We start from the raw sequence: 22,202 nt of genomic DNA on the forward strand, positions 1-22,202 counted from the left end.
AGTGTCATCCCAGCGCACTTCCCCTGGTCTCCACGCGTGCCGTGCCGTCGGTGACGAGAGCAGGACCTCTCGCGCCGAGGACGTGCACGTCCACGAGTCGCAGCCCCGAGGCGAACTGGGCATGTACGCCTCCCGCCGCGATCGCGGGAACACCGTCGGCCATCGCCGGCACGGCCGGGACCGCATCCGCAGCGAACGACACGACGAAGTCCTCCAGGGTGACGCTCTCCAGCGGAGCCTCCGGAAGCCCGGAGATCCAGGCCGCGCAGGATGAGACGTTGGTTGCGGTGATGTGGGCGAGATGGATGCCGTGGAAGCGCGGCGTGCCCTCTCCGACCGGCTGGGCGGTGCGGTCCGATACGATCGGCTCCTTGCCTTCAGGGCCGCAGAAGTAGAACGGGTTGATCACGACCGGGCACATCACACCGTCCATCACGATGTTCGAGACTCGGACATCAGCGACCGTGCCGCCGCGACCGCGCCGTGACTTGATGCGGATTCCGCGGTCGGTGCCCTGGAACACGCAGTTCGAGATGACCACACCCCGCACGCCGCCGGACATCTCGCTGCCGATCACCACGCCACCGTGACCGTGCACCATGGTGCAGTTCGTGATGGCGATGTTCTCGCATGCCACACGCTCGGCGGAGCGCTCGCTGCCGGCCTTGATCGCGATGCAGTCGTCGCCGACGTCGATGTGGCAGTCGCTGATGCGCACGTTGCGACTGGACTCGGGGTTGATGCCGTCGGTGTTGGGGGAATCCGGCGGATTGATGATGCGCACGCCGGTGACGTGCACGTCGTCGCACAGCAGAGGGTGCACGGTCCATGCCGGGGAATTGCGCAGGGTGACGCCGGAGATCTCCACGCGCTCGCTCTGATGGATTCCGATGAGGGTGGGACGAGGGTAGGCGAGTGAGGAGGCGCGATGAGCGTCCCACCACCGCTCGCCCCCGCCGTCGATCTCGCCGCGACCCGTGATCGCGACGTCGACGGCGTCGCGCGCATAGATGCACGGCGAGTGGATCGTGGTGGCAGTGCCCTCCCAGCGCGCGGCCACGGGCGGGTAGAGGGCCGGGTCGGCGACGAAGCGCAGCACCGCCCCTGCTTCGAGATGGAGTTCCACGCGGGAGCGCAGGCGCAGAGCGCCGGTTTCGTGCACGCCGGTCGTGATCGTCACACGTCCGCCGCCCGAGTCCGCGGCCCGGTCGATCTCGGCCTGCAGCGCACGGGTGGTCCGCTGCACGCCCGTCGAGCCGAATCGGGCGGCCCTGCTCTGCACCTGCGTCCCGCTCATCTCAGTTCGTCTCCGCGTACGAGGCGCTGAGTTCCTCGATGATGGTGTTCAGGCCCTTGCCATCGAGATCGGCGATCGCGGCCTCGAAGCCGGCCATGTCCAACTGGCCCACCATGTACTTGTTGTAGGCGTCGTTCGCGGCCTGCTGGATCGTCGACCAACTCTGATCGAAGGCGTCCGAGGACAGCGGCAGCGTGGGGTCGATCACGGCGTACTCGGTGTTCTCCTCGATCTTCTGGTTGCCCTCGTCGACGTAGGGCGTCGAGCTCTTGAAGGTGATGACGTTGTCGCTGGGGCGGGACGAGGAGTACGGCTGCACTTCCTGCTCCCACTTCGCCTGATCGGCGATCGTCACGATGTCTTCCGAGTCGACCGTGTAGTGCTCGTCCTCGATGCCGTTGGTCATGAGCGTGAACGCCTCCTCATCGAGCAGCTTGTCGATGAACGCGAGCATCCCCTTCAGTTCGGCTTCGTCCTTGACCTGGCTCGTGGACATCGCCAGCCAGCCGCCGAAGCCGCCGTTGGTGTCGGACAGGATGCGGCGCGGGACGTCCTCGAAGGTGATGTCGTTGATCAGCGCCCATTCCATGGGGGTGTTCGGGTCGGAGCTGAGCGCGAGATTCATGTATCCCTTCGGCTCGAACAGACCCGTGACCATGATGCCGCCCTTGCCCTGGGCGACGGCGTCGATCTGGTTCTGCTTCTGCATCGTGACGAACTCGCCGTTGACGGCGCCCTGCTCGTAGAGGCCGCGGTACCACTCCATGGCCTGTTTGAACTCGTCGGTCTGGAAGGTCGGGATCACCTCGTCGTCATCCGTGACGACGAAGTTGTTCCCGGCGCCGAAGTAGCCGGCGAGGCTCTTGAAGCCGAGCTTGAAGCTTTCCAGGCGGTCGATGAATCCCGTCGTGTCGTCGACGCCGTTGCCGTCAGGGTCCTGCGTGGTGAAGGCCACGGCGACCTCGCTGAGCTCCTCGATCGTGTGCGGCACCTCGAGACCGAGGTTGTCGAGCCAGTCCTGGCGCACGATCACGCCGTAGCGCGCGATCGGCTTCTGGAACGGGACGCCGTAGAGCTTGCCGTCCACGCGCGCCGACGCGATGGTCTTCTCGTCGATCTTCGACAGGTTCTCGTAGTCCTTGAGATACGGCTCGACGTCCCAGAACTGGCCGGACTTCAGTGCCTGGCGCACGGACGCATTCGTGATGTTGGTCAGCGACGTGATGTCGGCGAGTGAGTCAGAGGCCAGGGCGGCGTTGATCTTCTCGTCGGTGGAGGCTGCGGGAACCCACTGGAAGTCGACTTCCGCCCCGGTGTACTCCTCCAGCGCGGTCTGAATCGGGCCGTCGGCGTCGGGCGTCGTCGGCGTGTGCAGCACCGCCATCCAGGAGATCTCTTCGGGGATCTCGCCGGCCTGGCCGTCCGATGCACCGCTGGATGCTCCGCATCCGGCCAGCGCGACTGCTGCGACGGCGGCGGAAGCGACGGCGATTCCGAGCCTTGAGTGATTCCTCATTGTGATTTTCCTCTCGCAAGGTGGGCGTGGACCCGCGTGGTTTCGCGTGCCCTGGGGGGTGAGGTGTGAAGTTCCTCGGCTGCGGCATCCGCGACGAGGCGGCCGAAGACGATGCGCGTGACGAAGCCGACGGCGGCGGCGGGGATGCCGATGCCGAACAGGAAGAGCAGCGGCAGGGCGTAGTTCGCCAGCAGCCAGAAAGTCGCGGCGACGGCGGCGGTGGCGACGATCGTCCAGTGCAGTGAGCCGATCCCGATCATGAGTGCTGTACCGAGCTGGCGGCCGAGGCCGCGGACGTCGGTGGCGGCCATGAGCGGGAACACGTAGGCGGCGACGATGCCGACCGCGATGAGCGCCAGGACGTTGGCGAACTGCAGGATCCAGTCCGTCGCCAGGAAGATGTTGGTGATGGCGATCGCGGCAGCCGCACTGACGATCCAGCCCATCGCGGCCGAACGCCAGTAGTGCGTGCGCAGATGTCCGACGAACGCGCGGGTCACCGGCGGCGTCTCGCCGAAGCGGAACCAGCGGTCGATGTAGGCCGCGACCGCGTAGGACGCGGGGCCGATTCCGAACACGACGAGACCCGCGACGGTCGCGGCGATCCAGAGCAGGTTGAGGTACGCGATGCGGTAGATCCCCCTGAGGAAGAGGTTGATCCGCATGAAGCCCTCGAACGAGAACATCAGTACACGCCCTCCTCGCCGAGCTTCTTGGCGAGTCTGTTGGCGGCGATGACGAGGAGGAGCCCGACGAGCCCCTTGAAGAGTCCGACGGCGGTCGCGTAGCTGAGTTGTCCGTTCTGGATACCCGCGGTGTAGACGTACGTGTCGAAGATCTCGCCGACTTCGCGGTTCAGTGAGTTCAGAAGGAGGAACATGTGCTCGAAGCCGAGTTCGAGGAAGTCGCCGATCGACAGGATGAACATCACCACGATCGTCGGGCGGATCGCCGGCAGCGTGATGTGCCACGTCTGCAGCCAGCGCCCTGCGCCGTCGATCTCGGCCGCTTCGTAGAGTTGCAGATCCACCGCGGTCATCGCGGCGAGATAGATGATCGTGCCCCAACCGGCCGTCTTCCAAATCTCCTGGATCGTGTAGAGCGGACGCAGCCAGTTCGGGTCGGTGAGGAACGGCACCGGCTCGAATCCCCACGAGGCGAGCAGGTTGTTGATGCTGCCGCCGTCGGTGGTGAGCATCACGTAGAACAAGGAGACGACGATGACCCACGACATGAAGTGCGGTAGGTAGATGACGGTCTGCACGCTGCGCTGGAACAGTTTGGTGCGCACTTCGTTCAGCATCAGCGCCAGGATGATCGGCACGGGGAACGCGAAGATCAGCAGCAGCATCGAGATGACGACCGTGTTGGTCAACAGCATGAAGAAGGTGTCTTCGGTGAAGAACCGGATGAAGTGCTCGAAGCCGACCCACGGACTGTTCAGGATGCCGCGGAAGGGCGAATAGTCCTGAAAGGCGATGACCACGCCACCCATGGGGACGTACTTGAAGACGATGAAGTAGACGATGCCGGGCAGCGCCATGAGGTACAGCGCCTTGTGCCGCCAGATCTCCTGCCACCACGGACGTTTGCGCCGCAGCGCGGCGAGCGCGTCGCCCGGCCCCTCGGGGACGTCCGGCGTGTCGGTCTTCGGGGCTTCCAGCACGGTCATGCCTGCGTCCGCTTCACCGCGAGATCGGTCACCATCGGGGGCCTCTTCCTGCGCTCATCATCGAGTTCCGGGTCTCGGCCACCGCAGAGAAAACGCTTCTTCGGTAACCGGTTTCCCGAGACTAGCACGGGAGGCGGTCGGCAACAACCGTTCGTTCCGGGTGGGCTCGAGGCGATTCTCTACAACGTAGTACAGGGGGTTGACCATCGCCGGCGTCATGACGCGGAGCCTCGCACGCGAGAATGGATGCTGTGACCCTCGCTCTCGAAATCGCTGTCCAGGATCCCGCCGGTGTGCGCATCGCCCGCGAGGTGGGTGCGGAACGCGTCGAGCTGACGCAGGGGCTCGCGCTCGGCGGGCTCACGCCGTCTCCGGCGACGCTCGAACTCGCGCTGGCCGAGTCGGCCGCGGATGGTCCGGAGATCCATGTGCTCGTGCGCCCGAGGGCGGGCGGGTTCCATTACGACCGTGATGAGCTCGCGGTGATCGAGCGCGATGTCCGCTTCGCCGTCTCCGCCGGTGCCGCCGGCGTCGTGATCGGCTGCCTCGATGCGACGGGTCGGCTCGACCAGGAGGCGATGGGGCGTCTGGTGGATGCGGCGAACGGCGCCGCCGTGACACTGCACCGAGCGATCGATGTGACCCCGGATCCCGTCGCCACGCTGCACGCGGCCCGGGAGCTGGGTCTCACCCGCATTCTCACGTCCGGCGGGGCGTCAGCAGCCATCGACGGCGTCGAGGTCCTGCGTCGTCTGGTCGAGGAGGCCGACAGCGGCATCCAGATCATGGCGGGCAGCGGAGTGGATGCGGCATCCGTCGCCGAGATCGTCGCGACCGGCGTCGACGCCGTGCATTTCTCCGCCAAGCGCACTGTCTCGGAGTCGACCGGCGTGCGGATGGGGTCGGCATCCGACGGCGTCGGCGGGTACGAGGTCACAGACCGCGACGCCGCATTCGCGGTGCGGGCGGCGCTCGGGCTCTGACGCGGCGAGACGCGAGCGGGACAGCGGCCGGTCGCGTCCGTAGACTCTCTGCCATGGCCGACCCCCGCAACGCCGCGTCCCGCACTGCCGAGTTCACGGATGCTCACGGCATCACGATCGTCTACGACGTCCATCCGGCCGAAGGAGGGCAGCGCGGCGTCGTGCAGCTGCTGCACGGAGTCGGCGAGCACGCCGGGCGCTACGGCGAGTTGATCGGGGCGCTGAACCGCGCTGGCTTCGTCGTCTACGCCGACGATCACCGCGGACACGGGCGTACCGGGATGCGCCAGCACGGGGATGCCGCCAAGCTCGGCCGACTGGGCAAAGGCGGCCTGCGCGCGGCGAAGAACGCCATCTGGCAGCTCACCGGCATCATCCGCGACGAGAACCCGGACCTGCCGCTGGTGCTGTTCGGCCACTCGTGGGGGTCGTTCCTCGCGCAGATGCTCGTGAACGATCACCCCGAGGCGTGGGATGCTGTCGTCCTCTCGGGCTCCGCGCTCCGGACACCGCTGATGCTCAACGCCGCACCGCTGAACGCGCGGTGGGAGGGCGAGAACGCCACCGGCTACGAGTGGCTCAGCCGCGATGCCGCCGTGTGGGAGGAGTTCGACGCTGACCCGCTCACGACCAACGTGCCGCTGCTGAAACTGTTCGGCCCGATCGAGTCGCTGAAGCTGTACGGCCGGCCGAAGAAGCACCTCGGCCGTGACATCCCGATGCTGCTGATGGTCGGCCGCGACGACGCGGTCGGCGGCCCTCGGAGCGTGCATCGCCTCGCCGACGAGTACCGCGAGCGCTCTGGCCTCACCGACGTGACGACGCTCGTCTACCCCGACGCACGCCACGAGATCTTCAACGAGCTGCAGCAGGGCGCTGTCCGCGCCGACCTGCTCGCCTGGCTCGACAAGCACATCCCCTTCCGAGGCTGAGCCCCACGCCCGTCCGCATGGGCAGATCTCCCCGTCGCGGGCACGCGTTCGGCCCCCATAGGGTTGCCGAGGAGGTTGCCGCCGTATGGGGATGATGTTGCCGAATGAGCTTGTCTGGGTGATGGAGAAGCTGGGGTTCGAGTGGCCGGACATCGATGAGGATGAGGTCACGAAGGGCGCCGCGCTGGTGCGGAACTTCGGGTCGGATCTGGAGGGTGTGATCCAGGCGATCGATCGGAAGATGAACGGGGATCTGACCGGGTCGCTGATGGGTAAGACGGGTCCGGCGACGATGAGCGCGTGGAATACGAACCGGTCGCAGAATCTGCAGAAGCTGATCGACATCATGCCTCCGGCTGCGACCGCGATGGATGTCGGTGCGGCGGCGATCCTGGGCTTGAAGATCGACGAGGCACTGCTCGCCGAGATCCGCGCGCAATGACAGAAATGAACCCGTATCCCGGCGCATGCGACATCTGCGTCGGCTACTGGCGCACCTACGCCGACGACGCGCGGGCGGTGACGATCGGCGAGAGCGATGAGTTCATGGCCCAGGTCCGCCGGTGCCGATTCTGCGGTACCTACTGGGAGGTCGGGGCGTTCAGCCACCCGAAGGTGCTCACGCGCGAAGAGGCGCTCCGCGAGCTTCCGGACCTCGATGAGCTCGAAAGCGCTCTCGGCGTCGATTTCCCGGATCCGCCGTCCGGCGGGTGACGAGGAGGCTGCTTCCACGCCGCCCGGCGTAGGCTGGGACCGTGCATGGTGAGTACAAGGTTCCGGGTGGAAAGCTCGTCGTCGTCGACCTCGAGGTCAAGGACGGGCGGATCGACGGATTCCGGCTCGCCGGCGACTTCTTCCTCGAGCCGGACACCGTGCTCGACGACATCAATGCGGCCGTCAACGGCCTGATGGCCGAGTCGGATGCCACGGCGATCGCCGCCGCAGTCCGCGGTGCGCTGCCGGACGGTGCCCAGTTGCTCGGCTTCACCCCTGAGGCGGTCGGAACCGCCGTCCGCCGCGCGCTCGTGACGGCCCCCGGCTGGCAGGACTTCGACTGGGAGATCGTGCACGAGAAGGCCGTGTCCCCTCGCATGAATCTCGCGCTCGACGAGGTGCTCACCTCCCGCGTCGGCGAGGGCCGCCGTCGCCCCACCCTGCGCATCTGGGAGTGGAACGAATCCGCCGTCGTGATCGGCTCGTTCCAGTCGTACCGCAACGAGGTCGACCCTGATGGCGCCGCCCGCCACGGATTCGACGTCGTCCGCCGCATCTCCGGTGGAGGGGCGATGCTCATGGCGGCGGGGCAGATCATCACGTACTCGCTGTACGTCCCGGCATCCCTTGTCCAGGGCCTGACGTTCGCCGATTCGTACGCGTTCCTCGATGACTGGGTGCTGCAGGCGCTGCGGTCGCTCGGGATCGACGCGACCTATCAGCCGCTCAACGACATCGCCTCGCCCACCGGCAAGATCGGCGGGGCCGCCCAGAAGCGCCTCGCCAACGGCGGCGTTCTGCACCACGCGACGCTGTCGTACGACATCGACGGTCAGATGATGACCGAGGTGCTGCGCATCGGGCGCGAGAAGCTCAGTGACAAGGGCACGACCTCGGCGGCCAAGCGCGTGGATCCGCTGCGCAGCCAGACCGGGCTCTCCCGTGCCGAGATCATCGAGCGCTTCAAGGACACCTTCCGCTCGCTCACCAAGGCCGAGGACGGTGCGATCACGGCGGACGAGTACGCGGATGCCGAGGCCCTCGTCGAATCGAAATTCTCCACCGACGCGTGGCTGCATCGGGTTCCGTGATCCCCACGCCCCCCTCCGAAAATCGCTCCGCGCTTCCCGGAGCCTCCGGGGCGCGTGGCCCCTCCGTGGATCCCGCGCCGCGGCCGGCTGATGCCATCGGGTCCGTCTCGATCGTCCACGGAGACAGCCTCGACGTCGCGAAGACGCTGCCGACGGCCTCCTTCGCTCTGGTCTATCTCGACCCGCCGTTCAACACGGGGCGGGCCCAGGAGCGGCAGGTCGTCACATCTCGGCGATTCACCGAGCAGCCCGAACTCGACATCGAGGAGCCGGGCGAGGACGAGGCCGCCGAGAAGGAGATCCGGCACGGCTTCCACGGGCACGCCTATGAGCGCGTGCGCGGCATGCTGCGCACCTACGACGACAGCTTCGACGACTACGGAGCGTTCCTCATGCCGCGGCTCGAGGAGGCCTGGCGGCTACTCACCGATGACGGCACCCTCTATCTGCACCTCGACTACCGCGAGGCGCACTACGCCAAGGTCATGATGGATGCCGTCTTCGGCCGCGAGTGCTTCCTCAACGAGCTCATCTGGGCGTACGACTACGGCGGGAAGTCGCGCAAGCGCTGGCCGACCAAGCACGACACGATCCTCGTGTACGTCAAGAACCCCGGTGCGTACCATTTCGATTCGGATGCCGTGGATCGTGAGCCCTATATGGCGCCGGGGCTCGTGACGCCTGAGAAGGCGGCCAGAGGGAAACTTCCCACCGATGTGTGGTGGCACACCATCGTGCCCACGACGGGGCGCGAGAAGACGGGGTATCCGACGCAGAAGCCGGAGGGCATCCTGCGGCGCATCGTCCAGGCGTCCAGCCGCCCTGGCGACCGCGTGCTCGATCTCTTCGCCGGCAGCGGAACGACCGGAGCCGTCGCCGCGGCACTCGGGCGCGATGCCGTGCTCGTCGACGACAACCCCGAGGCGATCCGCGTGATGCAGACCCGGATGCCGAGCGCCGAGGCCACCGCATTCCCGCCGGTTCGTTGAGCGAGCCCCCACTCGTTCGTTGAGCGAGCGGAGCGAGACGAAACGGGGTCGCGGCTGAGGTTCGCTCAACGAGCGATGGCGTGCCGGCCGATGACGCGGCCGTCCTCGAGTTCGAGCCGGTCGTCGATCCGGCGGAACTCTCCGGGGTCGTGCGTGACGGCCACGACCGCGGCGCCGGTCGAGGCGAGAAGATCGACGGCATCCGCGACGATCGTCCGCGAGTGCGCGTCCAGCGCCGCCATCGGCTCGTCCAGCAGCACGAGGTCGGCCCGCTGGACGAGCGCCTGCGCGAGCAGCGCGCGCTGACGCTGGCCGCCGGAGAGCGCCCCGATCCGGCGACGCGACAACTGCGCGAGCCCGACGGTCTCGATGGCGTCGGCCACGGACGAGCGATCCGCCCTGCGTGCGGGTCGCCAGGAGCCCAGCCGAGCCCAGGTTCCCATCGCGACCAGGTCGTGCACCGTCAGCGGCAGGTGCGCGGGCAGCGGTGTCGACTGCGGGACGAGAGCGATTCGAGTGCCCGGCCGGACCTCGATCGATCCTGTCTGCGGCACGACGAGCCCGGCCGCCACGCTCAGCAGCGTCGACTTGCCCGAACCGTTCGGCCCCGACACCACCAGCAGCCGTCCGGCATGCGCGTCCACATCGATGCCGCGGAGCGCCGGGTGCCCGTCGTGATCGACGGCGACACCGCGCAGCGTCAGCACTCGGGTGGTGGGCAGGAGGAGGGATGAGGAGGACACCGTCCCATTATTGCAAATGAAAATCGTTCTCAATAAGTGCTACAGTCGCTCCCTGTGACCCTTCTCGACCCCTTCGCCATCGCCTTCGTGCAGCGCGCCCTGCTCACAGGCATCCTCGTCGCCGTGATCTGCGGCGTCGTCGGCACCTGGGTGGTGCTGCGCGGCATGGCGTTCCTCGGCGAGGCCATGGCGCACGGCATGCTCCCCGGCATCGCCGTCGCGACGCTGATCGGCATCCCCGGCATCCTCGGTGCGGCCGTCAGCGCCGCCGGCATGTCCGTCGGGATCGGCGTGCTGCAGCGTCGAGGACGGCTGTCGGCGGACACGAGCATCGGGTTGCTTTTCGTCGCCAGTCTCGCGCTCGGGGTCATCATCATCTCGGCCTCGCGCAGCTTCGCGACCGACGCCACCGCGATCCTGTTCGGCGACATCCTCGCCGCCTCCCTCGCCGATGTCGTCATGCTCGCCGCCGTCGCCGTCATCACGCTCGCCGTCGCGGCCCTCGGCCACCGGGCGTTCGTCGCGCTCACGGTCGATCCTCGGCAGGCGCAGCTGCTGGGACTGCGTCCGAAGCTCGCCCACGTCCTGCTCGTCGGACTCATCACCCTCGCCGTCGTGGCGGCCTATCAGGCCGTCGGATCGCTGCTCGTGGTCGGCATGCTGCTCGGACCGGCGGTCGCGGCAGGGCGCTGGGCCACGCGCATCCCCACGACCATGGCGCTCGCGGCCGGCATCGGCTGCGCTGCCGTCGCCGTCGGCCTCCTCGTCTCCTGGTACGCCGGCACAGCGGCCGGAGCGACGATCGCGTTCGTCGCGATCCTCGCCGCCGGTCTCTCCGCCGTACTGCACCGGATCGTCACCATCGGGCGCCGCCGCGCCCTCCCAGAAAGGACCTCATGAGACTCCGCTTCGCCGCAGCATCCGGCATCCTCCTCCTGACGCTCGCAGGGTGCGCCGCACCCGCAGCTCCCGCACCCGAACCGACGTCGGCGACGACGGAGGATGACGGGCACGGTCAGATCGAAGGAGCCCGCGAGCTCGCGGAGCCGGCGCTGCACCTCACGACGATCGATGCCGATGGCGTCGTGCACCATCTCGACCTCCTCGACGAGGAGACTTCGGTGCTCGCCGAGATCGAGCCGGTGGACGACGTCGTGACGGACGGACGGTATCTCTTCGGCATCCGCGACGGGTCGGTCACCGTGATCGACAGCGGGGTGTGGACGTGGAGCCACATCGATCACTTCCATTACTACGAGGCACCGGCACGTGTTGTCGGCGAGATCGAAGGGCAGGGCACGCCCACCGTCGTCACCGGCGACGTGGGCATCGGCGTCCGGTTCGCGGACGAGGCGGTCCTGCTCGACGCCCCCGCCCTCGCCGACGGGCAGATCGACGAGGCGTTCCGGATTCCCGCCGACGATGGCGACGGACTCGTCGTGCCGTTGAAGTCCGGCGCCGTGATGACGGATGCCGAAGGCGGCGCATCCGTGGCGCTGAGCGTGGTCGCAGCCGACGGCACGGTGGGCGCCGGTATTCCGTGCGAGAGCGCGAGCGGAACGATCACGACGGTCGTCGGCGTCGTGATCGGCTGCGCGGACGGTGCGGTGCTGTTCACAGGTGGCGACCCCGCCGCGGTCGAGCGCATCCCGTACCCCGAAGGCGCAGCCCCCGCCGCGACGAGCTTCGCCGCGCGGGAGGCGCGACCCCGCGTGGCCGCGGTCGCCGGCAGCACGGGCGTGTGGATCCTCGATACGCGGCAGCGGGCCTGGGCCTTCCAGGACGTCGGCGAGCCGATCGTGCGGGTCGCCGCGATCGACGACGCCGATGGACGGGTGCTCGCGCTGACGGCGGACGGCGCAGTGCTCGTCCTCGCCGGCGGGCAGGTCGTCGCCCGCACGGAGCCCCTGGTGGCGGCATCCCTCGCAGAAGCCGAGGCCGCCGACGAGGTGCGATTCGTCGTCGATCAGAACCGGGCGTATCTCAACGGGCCGCTCGAGCAGACGATGTGGGAGATCGACGCCGCCGACAGCGCGCGCCTGGCCAGGACCTTCGAGACGGCGTACACGCCGTTGCACCTCGCGGGGACCGGACGATGAGCGCGGTGCGTCGTGTCGCTGCCGCCGTGGTCGCGATCGGCGTGATCGCCGGCCTGAGCGGATGTGCGACGCCCGGCTCGGATCGGCCGTCCGTGTACGTGACCACCAACATCCTCGGCGACGTCGTCTCCGAGATCGCAGGGGACCATCTCGACGTGGTGACCCTGATGGCGCCGGGCGCCGATCCCCACTCCTTCGAGCTCTCCGCGCAGCAGGCCGCCGGTATGCGCGCTGCTGACCTCGTCGTGGCGAACGGCCTGGGACTCGAGGAAGGGCTCGCGCAGCACGTGGATGCCGCAGCCGACGAGGGCGTCGAGATCCTCCTGGCCGGAGACCACGTCGACGTGCTGGAGTACGCCGACGGCGCGGGGCCCGACCCGCACTTCTGGACGGACCCGACGCAGATGACCCTCGTCGTGGAGGCCCTCGCACCGGCACTCGCCGAACTCGCCGGTGACGGTGCGGACGACGTCCGCGCCGCCGCGGGTGCCTACCGCGCCGAGCTCTCCGATCTCGACGATGAGATGGCGACCGCCCTCGGCGCGGTACCGGACGAGCACCGCGCCCTCGTCACCAACCATCACGTCTTCGGATACCTGGCCGATCGCTACGACGTCGCGCTGCTCGGGGCCGCGATCCCCGGCGGCACGACGCTCGCCGCGCCCAGCCCCGCCGACCTGCAGGAACTCGTCGACGCGATCGACCGGGCCGGCGTGCGGACGATCTTCGCCGAGTCGTCTTCCCCTGACCGGCTCGTGCAGGTGCTCGCCGACGAGGCCGACCGCGAGGTGGCCGTCGTCGAGCTCATCACGGAGTCGCTGGCAGCGCCGGGAGAGCCCGGTGACACCTATCTCGGCATGATGCGCGTCAACACCACGCGCATCGCCGACGGCCTGAGTCCTTGACCCGCCCGACAGGGCACTCCGCCCGAAAGGGCACCACCCGCCCGAGAGGGCGACGAAAGGAAGAACGATGACACAGCGCAAGCGAACGGCGCGCCTCGCCGCAGGCGTGGCAGGCGCGGCACTGCTCCTCGCCGGATGCGCCGCCCAGCCGGCGGCCGACGCTCCGGCCGATCAGCCCACGAGCACGGAGGCCGCGAGCACCGGCCCGCGGGTGGCGGTCGCCTACGAGGGAGGCGTGCTCGTCGTCGACGGCGAGACGCTCGAGGTGATCGACGATCTCGCATCGGAGGAGTTCGTCCGCGTGAACCCGGCGGGCGACGACCGCCACGTGTTCGTCACCACGTCGGAGGGGTTCCAGCTGCTCGACGTGCGCGACCCGGAGCTCACCGACCTCGTCGTCGAGGCCGCGGCCGCCGGCCACGTGGTCCGCCACGGCGGCAAGACCGTGCTGTACGACGACGCGACCAGCGACACCACGATCTTCGACACGGCGGCTCTCGCCGAGGTCGACGACGCGCTGCCGGATGCCGAGGTCATCGAAGGCGTCGACGCGCACCACGGTGTCTCGGTCGTGCTGGAGGACGGCACGTTAGTCACGACGGTCGGCGACGCGAGCGGCCGCTCCGGCATCCGCGCCGTGGACACCGAAGGCACCGAGATCGCCGTGAGCGCGGAGTGCCCCAACGTGCACGGCGAGGGCACCGCGCAGGATGAGGCCGTCGTGTTCGGCTGCGAGAACGGAGCGGTCGTCTTCCACGACGGCGCGATCACGAAGCTCACCTCGCCGGATGAGTTCGGCCGCATCGGCAACGCCTACGTCTCGGGGAACAGCCCGCTCGTCCTGATGGATTACAAGGACGACCCGGATGCCGAGGGCTACCTGCTGACGAACCTCGCGCTGGTGGACACGGAGGCGAAGACCCTCGAGAAGGTCGCGCTTCCGGACGGCATCAGCTACACCTGGCGCGGGGTCACCCGTACCGAGGACGGCGACGCCGTCATGATCGGCTCCGACGGACGCCTGCACGTCATCGACCCCGCGACCGGTGAGATCACGGCATCCCACGAGGCGATCGAGGCGTGGGAGAGCCCGACCGAGTGGCAGCAGGCGCACCCCGCCATCGCGACGACCGGCGATGTCGTGTACGTGACGGACTCGGCGAACAGCACGATCGTCGCCCTCGACCCGCACACGGGTGAGGAGCTCGCGTCCGGCGAGCTGCCGCACGTGCCGAACGAGATCGCCGTCGTCGGCTGACGAACGTCAGACCAGCGCGAGCGCGTCGTCGTAGGCGGTCGTCGTGATCTGCAGGCCGTCGCCTCCGAAGACCCGTGCCGTCCCCGGCTCGCTCCGCCATGCGGGCCAGCCGGGGGCGCCGCCGCAGGCGAACGAGACGGCGGCGGCATGCATGTCATCAGCGAGGGACTGCGGCGGGTGCGGACCTGCGAGGTCTGCGACCCGTTCGCGGTCGAGGCCGTCGAACCAGAACGGGACGTCCAGGCAGTGGCACGACCACCCCTTCGTCGGCGACACCCAGCGGAAGGCGTACACGAACGTCTCGGCATCCGCGTCCTTGCGCGCTTCGGCGACGCGGACGACCAGACTGCGGAAGACGTGGTCCGTCACGAACCGTCCGATCATCGCGGGCGAACCCTTCGCCCGCTGCGGGCGGTTCGCCCGCAGATACGCGCGGCGCACACCGCGATCCCTCAGGGCGCTGCGCAACAGGATGCTCGAGGGGATGGCGCGCAGCGCACGCGGCGCCCTGTCGACGATCATCGTGAACTCGTCGTCCGTCGCGCCGAGCACCAGCGGCTTGTCCGATCCGATACCGTCTCGGAGGGCCTCCACGGCGGGGCGGATGACGAGCTCGCCGTCGACCATGGGCCCCCAGGGCAGACCGTCCTCGATCAGCCCGGACAGCAGCCCGAGGCCCTTGCGCCCGCCGACGGCTTTGGACTGATTCTTGAGGATCCGCGACTCGGAGACGGACCGGAACCCCTCCAGCGTCGGTTCGATCTCGAGGATCCCGGCCAGGCGCTCGCCGCGTTCTTTCGCGACCGGCGCCCGGATGTCCGCCAGCGCAGCAGACAGCGCGAGCGCGCCGTGGAACAGGTGCTGGGCTGCGGGCATGCTCAACAGTGTCAGCACAGCGCCACCACCCGCCGACTGCCCGCCGATCGTCACCCGATCAGGGTCGCCTCCGAAGGCGGCGATGTTCTGCTGCACCCATTCGAGTCCGGCGATCCAATCCAGGACGCCGCGGTTGTGCGGCGCCCCATCGATGTGTCCGAATCCGTCGAAACCCAACCGATACGACAGCGAGACGGTCACGACTCCATCGCGGTTGAAGCGGCTGCCGTCGTACCAGGGGCTCGCGGGAGAACCCTCGGTGTAGCCGCCGCCGTGAATCCACACCACCACCGGGAGCCGCGCGCCGTCGTCGACCGTCGGCGTGAACACGTTGACGTTGAGGATCGCAGCGCCGGGGATAGGCGGCTCAGGGATCAGGGTTGCGCCCGGGTCCCGCCGCAGCGCCGTCGCGCCGTATGCGGTCGCCTCGCGCACCTCGGTCCACGGTTCCGGCGGCGCCGGGGCCGCGAAGCGCAGTCCGCCGACGGGGGCGGCGGCGAACGGGATGCCGAGGAAGGCCGCAGAGGCATCGGGTGTCCCGGCATCCCGCCAGAATCCGCGGACCGGACCGGATGCCGTCTGAACGACGGGGGCGGCGGTCACGATGCTGCTCCTCCTTGTGGGTGCGAGGCCGGACGCAGCGCGTCGAGGAACCGCTCGATATGAACGGCCATGTCGACGTCGGGGTCCACGAGCCACAGTGACTGCAGACCGTCCGAGAGGGCCTGCACGCTCGTCGCCACCCATGCCGGATCCAGGTCGGCGCGGATCTCGTCGTTCTCCTGTGCACGGATCACCGCCGCGCGGAAGTGGTCCTGCAGAGCCCGCGTCCGCTCGCGGAAGAACGCGTGTGCCGGATGCTCCGGGTCGACGGCCTCGACCGCCAACTGCGCATACAGCTGCACGAGACCCGGCACCGTCGCGTTGTGCCGGATCACCGTGAGGAACCGACTGAGGTCGGCGCCGTCGGTGCCGTACGCCTCCCGATCGTGCTCGTCGCGCTTGCGGAGGATCGCGGTGAACAGCTCCTCCTTGCTGTCGAAGTAGTGCAGCAGTCCTGCGGCGCTGAGCCCGACGGCATCCGCCAGCTCACGGACCGAGGCGCGTCGATAGCCGTTCGCGGCGACGACCTCGAGGGCGGTCGTCAGGATCTCCTCGCGTTTGACGATTCCCTTGGCGTAGGCCCCTCGTCGCGTCATGGTGCCAGCGTATCCGCGTCGGGGCATGCTGGGAAGTGAAAACCGAACGTTGCTTGCTTTTTGTGCGGGAGCGCACGTATCCTGGCCGAGCGATCCACGGCGGAAGCGGCGAAAGGCGAACTCGGATGACCGACCCTCAGAACCTGACTCTCGAAGACCTCACTCTCGAGGAGAAGGCATCGATCACCAGCGGCGCCGACTTCTGGACCACCACCGCGATCGATCGGGTCGGCGTGCCGTCGATCATGCTCACCGACGGTCCCCACGGGCTGCGCAAGCAGGCTGCCGCCAGCGATCACCTCGGGCTGAACGACAGCGTTCCGGCGACCTGCTTCCCACCGGCCGTCGCCCTCGGCTCGAGCTTCGACCCCGAGCTCGCGGAGCGCGTCGGCGTGGCTCTGGGCGTCGAGTCAGCGATCGAGGACGTCGCGGTGATCCTCGGCCCCGGCATCAACATCAAGCGCTCGCCGCTATGCGGTCGCAACTTCGAATACGTCTCGGAGGATCCGGTCGTCGCCGGCCGGATCGGGGCCGGCCTCGTCCGCGGCATCCAGTCCCAGGGAGTGGGATCGTCGCTGAAGCACTTCGCGGCGAACAACCAGGAGGACGACAGGATGCGCTCCTCGAGCGACATCGACCCTCGTCCGCTGCACGAGATCTATCTCCGTGGCTTCGAGTACGTGGTCAAGGAGGCGCAGCCGTGGACGGTGATGTGCTCGTACAACCGCATCAACGGCGTGTACGCGTCGGAGGACCCGTGGCTGCTCGGTGACGTGCTCCGCGACGACTGGGGGTTCGAGGGCCTCGTCGTGTCGGACTGGGGAGCGGTGAACGAGCGCGTGAAGGCCCTGGCAGCCGGACTCGATCTCGAGATGCCCTCGAGCAGCGGATTCACGGATGCCCAGATCGTCGCCGCCGTGGAGGACGGATCCCTCGACGAGTCGGTGCTGGACACCGCCGCCGGTCGTGTGCTCGCTCTGGTCACGAAGGCGCAGGCGCGGCCGACAGTGGACGGGCCGTTGGATGCCGACGCGCATCACGCGCTGGCGCGCGAGGTCGCCGGGCGGTCGATCGTGCTGCTGCAGAACGCGCCGGTCGATGGCGCGCCGGTCCTTCCGCTGGAGCAGGGCGCATCCGTCGCCGTCATCGGCGAGTTCGCCCGCACTCCGCGGTACCAGGGCGGTGGATCGTCGCACATCAACCCGACCAGGCTCGACACGGCCCTGGACGCCTTCGGCGACCGGGTGGTGTTCGCCCCCGGCTTCACGTTCGACGGATCGGGGGATGCCGAGAAGCTGCGCGCCGAGGCGGTCGCGCTGGCCGCGGCGAACGACGTCGTCGTGCTGTTCCTCGGTCTGCCGGACGCCGAGGAGTCCGAGGGCTTCGATCGTACGCACCTCCATCTTCCGGCTGCCCAGCTCGATCTGGTGGATGCCGTGCTCGCCGTGAACCCGAGGGTCGCGGTCGTGCTGTCGAACGGCTCGGTCGTGGCGCTGCCGTTCGCGGATCGCGTGCCGGCGATCGTGGAGGCGTGGCTGCTGGGTCAGGCCGGCGGTTCGGCGACGGTCGATGTCCTCACCGGCGCCGTGAATCCGTCGGCGCGGCTCGCCGAGACCATCCCGCATCGCCTCGAGGACACTCCGGCCTTCGGGAACTTCCCCGGTGCGTTCGGTCACGTCCGCTACGGCGAGGGCGTGTTCGTCGGCTACCGCTGGTACGACGCCCGCAGCATGGACGTCGCGTTCCCGTTCGGGCACGGCCTGTCGTACACGACGTTCTCGTATCGGGCGCCGAGCGCGATCGTCGAGGACGACGGGGACATCCGGGTCACCGTCGCGGTGACGAACACGGGTGCTGTCGACGGCCGCGAGGTCGTGCAGGTCTACGTCGCGCCGGAATCCTCGATCGTCGAGCGCGCACCCCGCGAGTTGAAGGCCTTCGCCTCTGTGGCGCTGGCTGCGGGTGAGACGCAGGATGTCACGGTGGTCGTGCGTCGTGAAGATCTCGCCTACTGGGACATCCGCGTCGATCGCTTCGTGGTCGAAGACGGCACGTACCGCGTCGAGGTCGGGGCCTCGAGCCGCGATCTGCGCGGCTCGACTTCGGTGCACGTCGACGGCGACGAGGTGCGCGTCCCCCTGAGCGCGAACTCCTCGATCGGGGAGCTGCTGGCGCACGCGGTCGTCGGCCCGATCGTCCGCGAGCAGCTCACCGGCGGGCAGGAGGCCGCCGACGGTGCGATGGATGCCGGGATCATGAGCGACGAGGCGATGGCGAAGATGATGGCGTCGTTCCCGATCGGGCGGCTCGCCGGTTTCCCCGGCGTGGGAATCGATCGCGAGCAGGTCGAGCAGCTCATCGCGCTGGGCAATCAGGAGTAGTCGCTCGCAGGCTGCGCGCAACGGGTATGACACAATGTGTCGAGAAGTGTGACACTTCATGACATACTCATCTTGACGAAGCGCGGGGAAGCCACGTGACACGACCTCCAGCCGGCCCGCAGACCCTGCTGCGAAGCCTGAACGCGAGAGCGATTCTGGAGGCACTGGCGCGACGCGGCCCCCTGACCCGTGCCGAGTTGATGGGCGAGACCGGGCTGTCGCGGACCGCAGTCACTCAGGTCCTACGGATGCTGGAGAACGGGGAGGCTGTGGCATCCGCTGGGGAGGACCGGGCGACACGCGGGCCCGCGGCGGCCCGGGTCTCCCTGCATCCTTCCCTCGGGTGCGCGGCCGCCGTGCACATCGACCACCACTCCGCGAGCGTCGCGATCCTGGACCCGACCGGGCGCGTTCTCGCCGAGCGGAGCGGCCCGTTCCCCCCGGCCGGTGACCTCGTCGAGCGCGTCGATGCGATGACCGGACTGCTGACTGCCGCGCTGACTCCTGCGGCGGGGCCGCTGCGCGTCGCGGTCATCGGGATCCCGGGGATCGTCAGCCGCGATGGCGCCATCCGTGATGACCACGGGCCGGACGGCGGCGCGTTCCGAACCGCGCTGGAGACTCGATGGGGGTGCGACGTCCACATCGAGAACGACGTGAACCTCGCCGCGCTCGCCGAGCTGTCCGGCACCGTGGCGACCGGCCTCGACAGTTTCGCTCTGCTGACGATCGATGACGGTCTCGGTGCGGGGATCGTGATCGACGGCGCGCTGCACCGCGGTGCCGCCGGCATCGCGGGCGAGGTGATGTACCTGCCCCAGCCCTCGCTGCCCATCGGTGCGCCCGTGCTCAGTGAAGTCGTCGTCGCCGATCTCGCGCTGACCAATGGGCGCGACGCCGGCGCGCCGCTGCGCGTGCATCTCGATGCGGCCCTCGCGGGAGACGCGGCGGCCGTCGACATGATGGCCGAGCTCGCCCGTCGCGTGATCCTCGTCGCCGGCAGCATCACTCTCGTGCTCGACCCCGCCGCCTACATCCTCGCCGGGGACGCAGCCCATCCGGCGTTCGAAGAGGCGGTCCGAGAGGCGGCTGACGAGATCGCTCACCTGCTGCCGCTCACGTTCCTGGTGTCCTCCTTCGGACGCGAGGCGACCCTGGTCGGCGCGGTCGGCGAGGCCACCGCGGTGCTTCGGGACGCGATCTTCTCCGACATCCTCACCCCGACAGAGCGGACCCGGCGATGACGCTGCTGCCCCCTTCCGATCTCACCGCACGACTCGGATACGCGCCGGAGACCCGCGCGATCATCATCAACGCGGACGACTTCGGCATGTGTCACGCGGCCAACACCGCGATCACGGAGCTGCTCGAGTCCGGCCACCTCGACTCCGCGACCATCATGGTGCCGTGCGCGTGGGCACCCGAGGCTCTGGCGTTCGCGGCGAACCGCATCGATCTCGACGTCGGCGTGCACCTCGTGCTCACGAGCGAGTGGACCCGCTACCGGTGGCGGCCGTTGACCGGGACCGCGACCTCGCTCGTCGACGCGGCCGGATTCTTCCCGGCAGAGGTGCGCTCCGTCGAGGAGAACGCGGATGCCGCCGACGTCGCCGCCGAGCTGTCCGCGCAGCTGCGGGTCGCGCTGGATGCCGGGGTCGACGTCACCCATCTCGACAACCACATGGGGTCCGTCTACGGACTCGCGACCGGCAGGGACTTCGTCGCCGAGGTGCTGGGCCTGGCCGCGCAGCACGGGTTGCCCTTCCGCCTGCCCCGGGTGGTCGAGGGAACGGAGTTCGCTCCGACGTTCCAGGACGCGGCCGACCGTGCGGCGGCGGCGGCGGACGCCCTCGGAGTCGTGATCCCCGACCGCGCCTGGACGCACCCGTTCCCGCTTGCGAACGAGGGGACCGCTGACGAAGAGGCCTACGAGCAGACGCGCGACGGTTTCGTCGACCTGCTGCGCGCGGTGCCGGCGGGGGTCACCGAGATCTTCCTGCATCCGATGACCGACGGCGACGAGTTGCGCGCGGCCGTCGACTTCAGCGCGGCCAAACGCGGATTCGAGCGCCGACTGCTCACCGATCCCGTGGTGGCCGCTACGATCGCCGAGGAAGGACTCGTGCGCGTCGGCTGGCGCGCGCTGAGGGATCTGCAACGCGGCCGGCACCGCTGACGAGGGAGTAAACGATGAGTCTGGTCACCCGCCTCAGAGACCGCAGACTCTCCGATGCTCCGGGCAGGGCGCAGACCATCGCCTTCGGCGCGTCCGGATTCCCGACGCAGCTCATGGCGCAGACCTTCTCCGCCTTCGTCGTCTACTTCTATGTCGCGCACCTCGGCGTACCCGCCGAGTGGGTCGCCGGCGCGATGATCGCCCATGGCATCCTCAACGCCCTGCTGAACCCCGTGGTGGGCGCGCTCTCCGACCGGATCCGCACCTCGTGGGGACGCCGCGTTCCGTGGATCGGGCTGGGGATCGTGCCGCTGGTCGTGGCGTTCGCCCTGGTATGGATGCCTCCTTCGTTGCCCATCGGTGGGCTGATCGCGTGGTTCCTCATCGTGGTTGCGGTGTACGACATCGCCTTCGTCGTGGTCGTGCTGAACATCTCGGCGCTGTTCCCCGAGATCTTCCGCACCACCGCCGAGCGCGCCAGCGGCAACGTCCCACGGCAGATCTTCGCGATCGTCGGCATGGTGCTCGGCACCGCCGGCGCACCGCTGCTGTACGACGCGATCGGCTGGCCGGGCATGGCACTCGCACTGGGCGCGGTGTGCCTGGTCATGCTGATCTGGTCGTTCGCCGGCGGCATGATCGAACGCCGCGGAGAGGCGTCGGATGCCGAGGCGTCGATGACCTGGGGCGATCAGCTGCGATACACGTTCGGCAACCGGGCGTTCGTACCGTACGTGCTGGGGTCGATGTTCGTGCAGACCTCGATCGCGGTGATCCTCGCGGCGATCCCGTTCTACGTGCGCTATTCGCTGCATGCCGCTGAGGGGGAGGGCAGCATCCTGCTCGGGGCGATCTTCGTCACCGCGATCCCCGCGATCGTGCTCTGGAGCGCCGTCGTCCGCCGCACGACGCCTCGGACGGCGCTGCTCTGGGCTGTCGCGGTGTTCGGCCTCTCGGTGTTCGCGTATCTGCTGCCGGCCAGCGTGCTCGGCGCTGCGCTGGTCGGCATCGCCGTCGGCGTGGGGGTCGGCGGCCTGCTGCAGCTGCTCGAGGTGGTGCTGTCGCAGATCATCGACGCGGATGCCGAGCGCACCGGACTGCGCCGCGAAGGCGTCTACTTCGGAGTCAACGGATTCGTGGTGCGCGGCTCGGTCGTACTGCAGGCGATCGTCGCCGCCTGGGTGCTCAACGCCTCGGGGTTCGACGCAGCCCTCGGTGATGCGCAGCCGGGCGCGGTGGACGGCGGCATCCGGATCATGCTCGCGGTCGTCCCGCTGGCGTTCGCGGCGTTGGCGTGGTTGTGCTTCTGGTTCTACCCGATCCGCACGCAGGATCTCGCCCCTGCCGCGGTTCTCCCCGTCCCGTAGGTCG

The 22,202-nt window shown here is 68.8% G+C and carries 21 protein-coding genes; 14 read left to right on the top strand and 7 right to left on the bottom strand.

The features are described 5' to 3' along the window. Positions 1-4: 4 nt before the first annotated feature. The 4 genes from ACFCYE_RS04575 to ACFCYE_RS04590 are packed head-to-tail and all read right to left on the bottom strand — an operon-like array spanning position 5 to position 4,485. Positions 5-1,297, bottom strand: a complete 1,293-nt coding sequence (locus tag ACFCYE_RS04575) for a glycoside hydrolase family 28 protein (protein WP_376176683.1) — start codon at positions 1,295-1,297, stop codon at positions 5-7. Between the two features lies 1 nt (position 1,298). After that, on the bottom strand, positions 1,299-2,813 hold the full coding sequence (locus tag ACFCYE_RS04580) for an extracellular solute-binding protein (protein ID WP_376176685.1): 1,515 nt from the start codon (positions 2,811-2,813) through the stop codon (positions 1,299-1,301). Further along, positions 2,810-3,499, bottom strand: coding sequence for a YesL family protein (locus ACFCYE_RS04585; RefSeq protein ID WP_376176686.1), 690 nt, complete (start codon positions 3,497-3,499; stop codon positions 2,810-2,812). The genes ACFCYE_RS04580 and ACFCYE_RS04585 overlap by 4 nt, the downstream gene beginning before the upstream one ends. Further along, complete coding sequence (locus tag ACFCYE_RS04590) at positions 3,499-4,485, bottom strand: ABC transporter permease (protein ID WP_376176688.1); 987 nt, start codon at positions 4,483-4,485, stop codon at positions 3,499-3,501. The genes ACFCYE_RS04585 and ACFCYE_RS04590 overlap by 1 nt, the downstream gene beginning before the upstream one ends. A 242-nt stretch (positions 4,486-4,727) precedes the next feature. On the opposite strand from ACFCYE_RS04590, the gene ACFCYE_RS04595 reads away from it, so the two are divergent. The 6 genes from ACFCYE_RS04595 to ACFCYE_RS04620 all read left to right on the top strand — a co-directional run bounded on the left by ACFCYE_RS04595 (position 4,728) and on the right by ACFCYE_RS04620 (position 9,194). After that, positions 4,728-5,468, top strand: a complete 741-nt coding sequence (locus tag ACFCYE_RS04595) for a copper homeostasis protein CutC (protein ID WP_376176689.1) — start codon at positions 4,728-4,730, stop codon at positions 5,466-5,468. A 53-nt stretch (positions 5,469-5,521) separates the two neighbouring features. Further along, positions 5,522-6,400: an alpha/beta fold hydrolase gene (locus ACFCYE_RS04600; protein ID WP_376176691.1), complete on the top strand. Its 879-nt coding sequence runs from the start codon at positions 5,522-5,524 to the stop codon at positions 6,398-6,400. Positions 6,401-6,518: 118 nt separating this feature from the next. Beyond that, the gene (locus ACFCYE_RS04605; protein WP_376176693.1) at positions 6,519-6,842 is read left to right on the top strand and encodes a hypothetical protein; all 324 of its coding nucleotides are present in this window, start codon (positions 6,519-6,521) and stop codon (positions 6,840-6,842) included. 5 nt (positions 6,843-6,847) lie between these two features. Continuing rightward, positions 6,848-7,114, top strand: coding sequence for a hypothetical protein (locus ACFCYE_RS04610; RefSeq protein ID WP_376176695.1), 267 nt, complete (start codon positions 6,848-6,850; stop codon positions 7,112-7,114). A gap of 41 nt (positions 7,115-7,155) precedes the next feature. Beyond that, positions 7,156-8,205 (top strand): biotin/lipoate A/B protein ligase family protein, encoded by a 1,050-nt coding sequence (locus tag ACFCYE_RS04615; RefSeq protein ID WP_376176697.1) that lies wholly within the window; start codon positions 7,156-7,158, stop codon positions 8,203-8,205. A gap of 65 nt (positions 8,206-8,270) precedes the next feature. Further along, positions 8,271-9,194: a DNA-methyltransferase gene (locus ACFCYE_RS04620; protein ID WP_376176698.1), complete on the top strand. Its 924-nt coding sequence runs from the start codon at positions 8,271-8,273 to the stop codon at positions 9,192-9,194. 65 nt (positions 9,195-9,259) lie between these two features. Here the strand turns inward: ACFCYE_RS04620 and aztA are convergent, their stop codons facing one another. Next, entirely contained in the window at positions 9,260-9,937 is a 678-nt protein-coding gene (gene aztA, locus ACFCYE_RS04625) for a zinc ABC transporter ATP-binding protein AztA (protein WP_376176699.1), read from the bottom strand. Positions 9,938-9,991: 54 nt separating this feature from the next. On the opposite strand from aztA, the gene aztB reads away from it, so the two are divergent. The 4 genes from aztB (at position 9,992) to aztD (ending at position 14,199) form a co-directional block, all read left to right on the top strand. Next, positions 9,992-10,837, top strand: coding sequence for a zinc ABC transporter permease AztB (aztB, locus tag ACFCYE_RS04630; RefSeq protein ID WP_376176701.1), 846 nt, complete (start codon positions 9,992-9,994; stop codon positions 10,835-10,837). Further along, the gene (locus ACFCYE_RS04635) at positions 10,834-12,036 is read left to right on the top strand and encodes a hypothetical protein (RefSeq protein WP_376176703.1); all 1,203 of its coding nucleotides are present in this window, start codon (positions 10,834-10,836) and stop codon (positions 12,034-12,036) included. Before aztB ends, ACFCYE_RS04635 begins: the two co-directional genes overlap by 4 nt. Positions 12,037-12,041: 5 nt before the next feature. Then, entirely contained in the window at positions 12,042-12,941 is a 900-nt protein-coding gene (locus tag ACFCYE_RS04640; protein ID WP_376177140.1) for a metal ABC transporter solute-binding protein, Zn/Mn family, read from the top strand. A gap of 67 nt (positions 12,942-13,008) precedes the next feature. Further along, positions 13,009-14,199 carry a zinc metallochaperone AztD gene (gene aztD, locus ACFCYE_RS04645; protein ID WP_376176705.1) on the top strand — a complete coding sequence of 397 codons (1,191 nt, stop codon included), beginning with the start codon at positions 13,009-13,011 and terminating at the stop codon, positions 14,197-14,199. A gap of 6 nt (positions 14,200-14,205) precedes the next feature. Here the strand turns inward: aztD and ACFCYE_RS04650 are convergent, their stop codons facing one another. After that, complete coding sequence (locus tag ACFCYE_RS04650) at positions 14,206-15,678, bottom strand: carboxylesterase/lipase family protein (RefSeq protein WP_376176707.1); 1,473 nt, start codon at positions 15,676-15,678, stop codon at positions 14,206-14,208. Further along, on the bottom strand, positions 15,675-16,274 hold the full coding sequence (locus ACFCYE_RS04655) for a TetR/AcrR family transcriptional regulator (RefSeq protein ID WP_376176709.1): 600 nt from the start codon (positions 16,272-16,274) through the stop codon (positions 15,675-15,677). Before ACFCYE_RS04655 ends, ACFCYE_RS04650 begins: the two co-directional genes overlap by 4 nt. 125 nt (positions 16,275-16,399) lie before the next feature. Between ACFCYE_RS04655 and ACFCYE_RS04660 the strand changes: the two genes are divergently transcribed. The 4 genes from ACFCYE_RS04660 to ACFCYE_RS04675 all read left to right on the top strand — a co-directional run bounded on the left by ACFCYE_RS04660 (position 16,400) and on the right by ACFCYE_RS04675 (position 22,198). Beyond that, positions 16,400-18,655 (top strand): glycoside hydrolase family 3 C-terminal domain-containing protein, encoded by a 2,256-nt coding sequence (locus ACFCYE_RS04660; RefSeq protein ID WP_376176711.1) that lies wholly within the window; start codon positions 16,400-16,402, stop codon positions 18,653-18,655. Between the two features lie 95 nt (positions 18,656-18,750). Then, on the top strand, positions 18,751-19,899 hold the full coding sequence (locus ACFCYE_RS04665) for an ROK family transcriptional regulator (RefSeq protein ID WP_376176713.1): 1,149 nt from the start codon (positions 18,751-18,753) through the stop codon (positions 19,897-19,899). After that, complete coding sequence (locus ACFCYE_RS04670) at positions 19,896-20,831, top strand: polysaccharide deacetylase family protein (protein ID WP_376176714.1); 936 nt, start codon at positions 19,896-19,898, stop codon at positions 20,829-20,831. The genes ACFCYE_RS04665 and ACFCYE_RS04670 overlap by 4 nt, the downstream gene beginning before the upstream one ends. 14 nt (positions 20,832-20,845) lie before the next feature. Further along, positions 20,846-22,198, top strand: coding sequence for an MFS transporter (locus ACFCYE_RS04675; RefSeq protein WP_376176716.1), 1,353 nt, complete (start codon positions 20,846-20,848; stop codon positions 22,196-22,198). The last annotated feature ends 4 nt before the right edge of the window (positions 22,199-22,202 follow it).

It is taken from the genome of Microbacterium sp. NPDC056234 (genome assembly GCF_042267585.1).
Classification (GTDB): domain Bacteria; phylum Actinomycetota; class Actinomycetes; order Actinomycetales; family Microbacteriaceae; genus Microbacterium.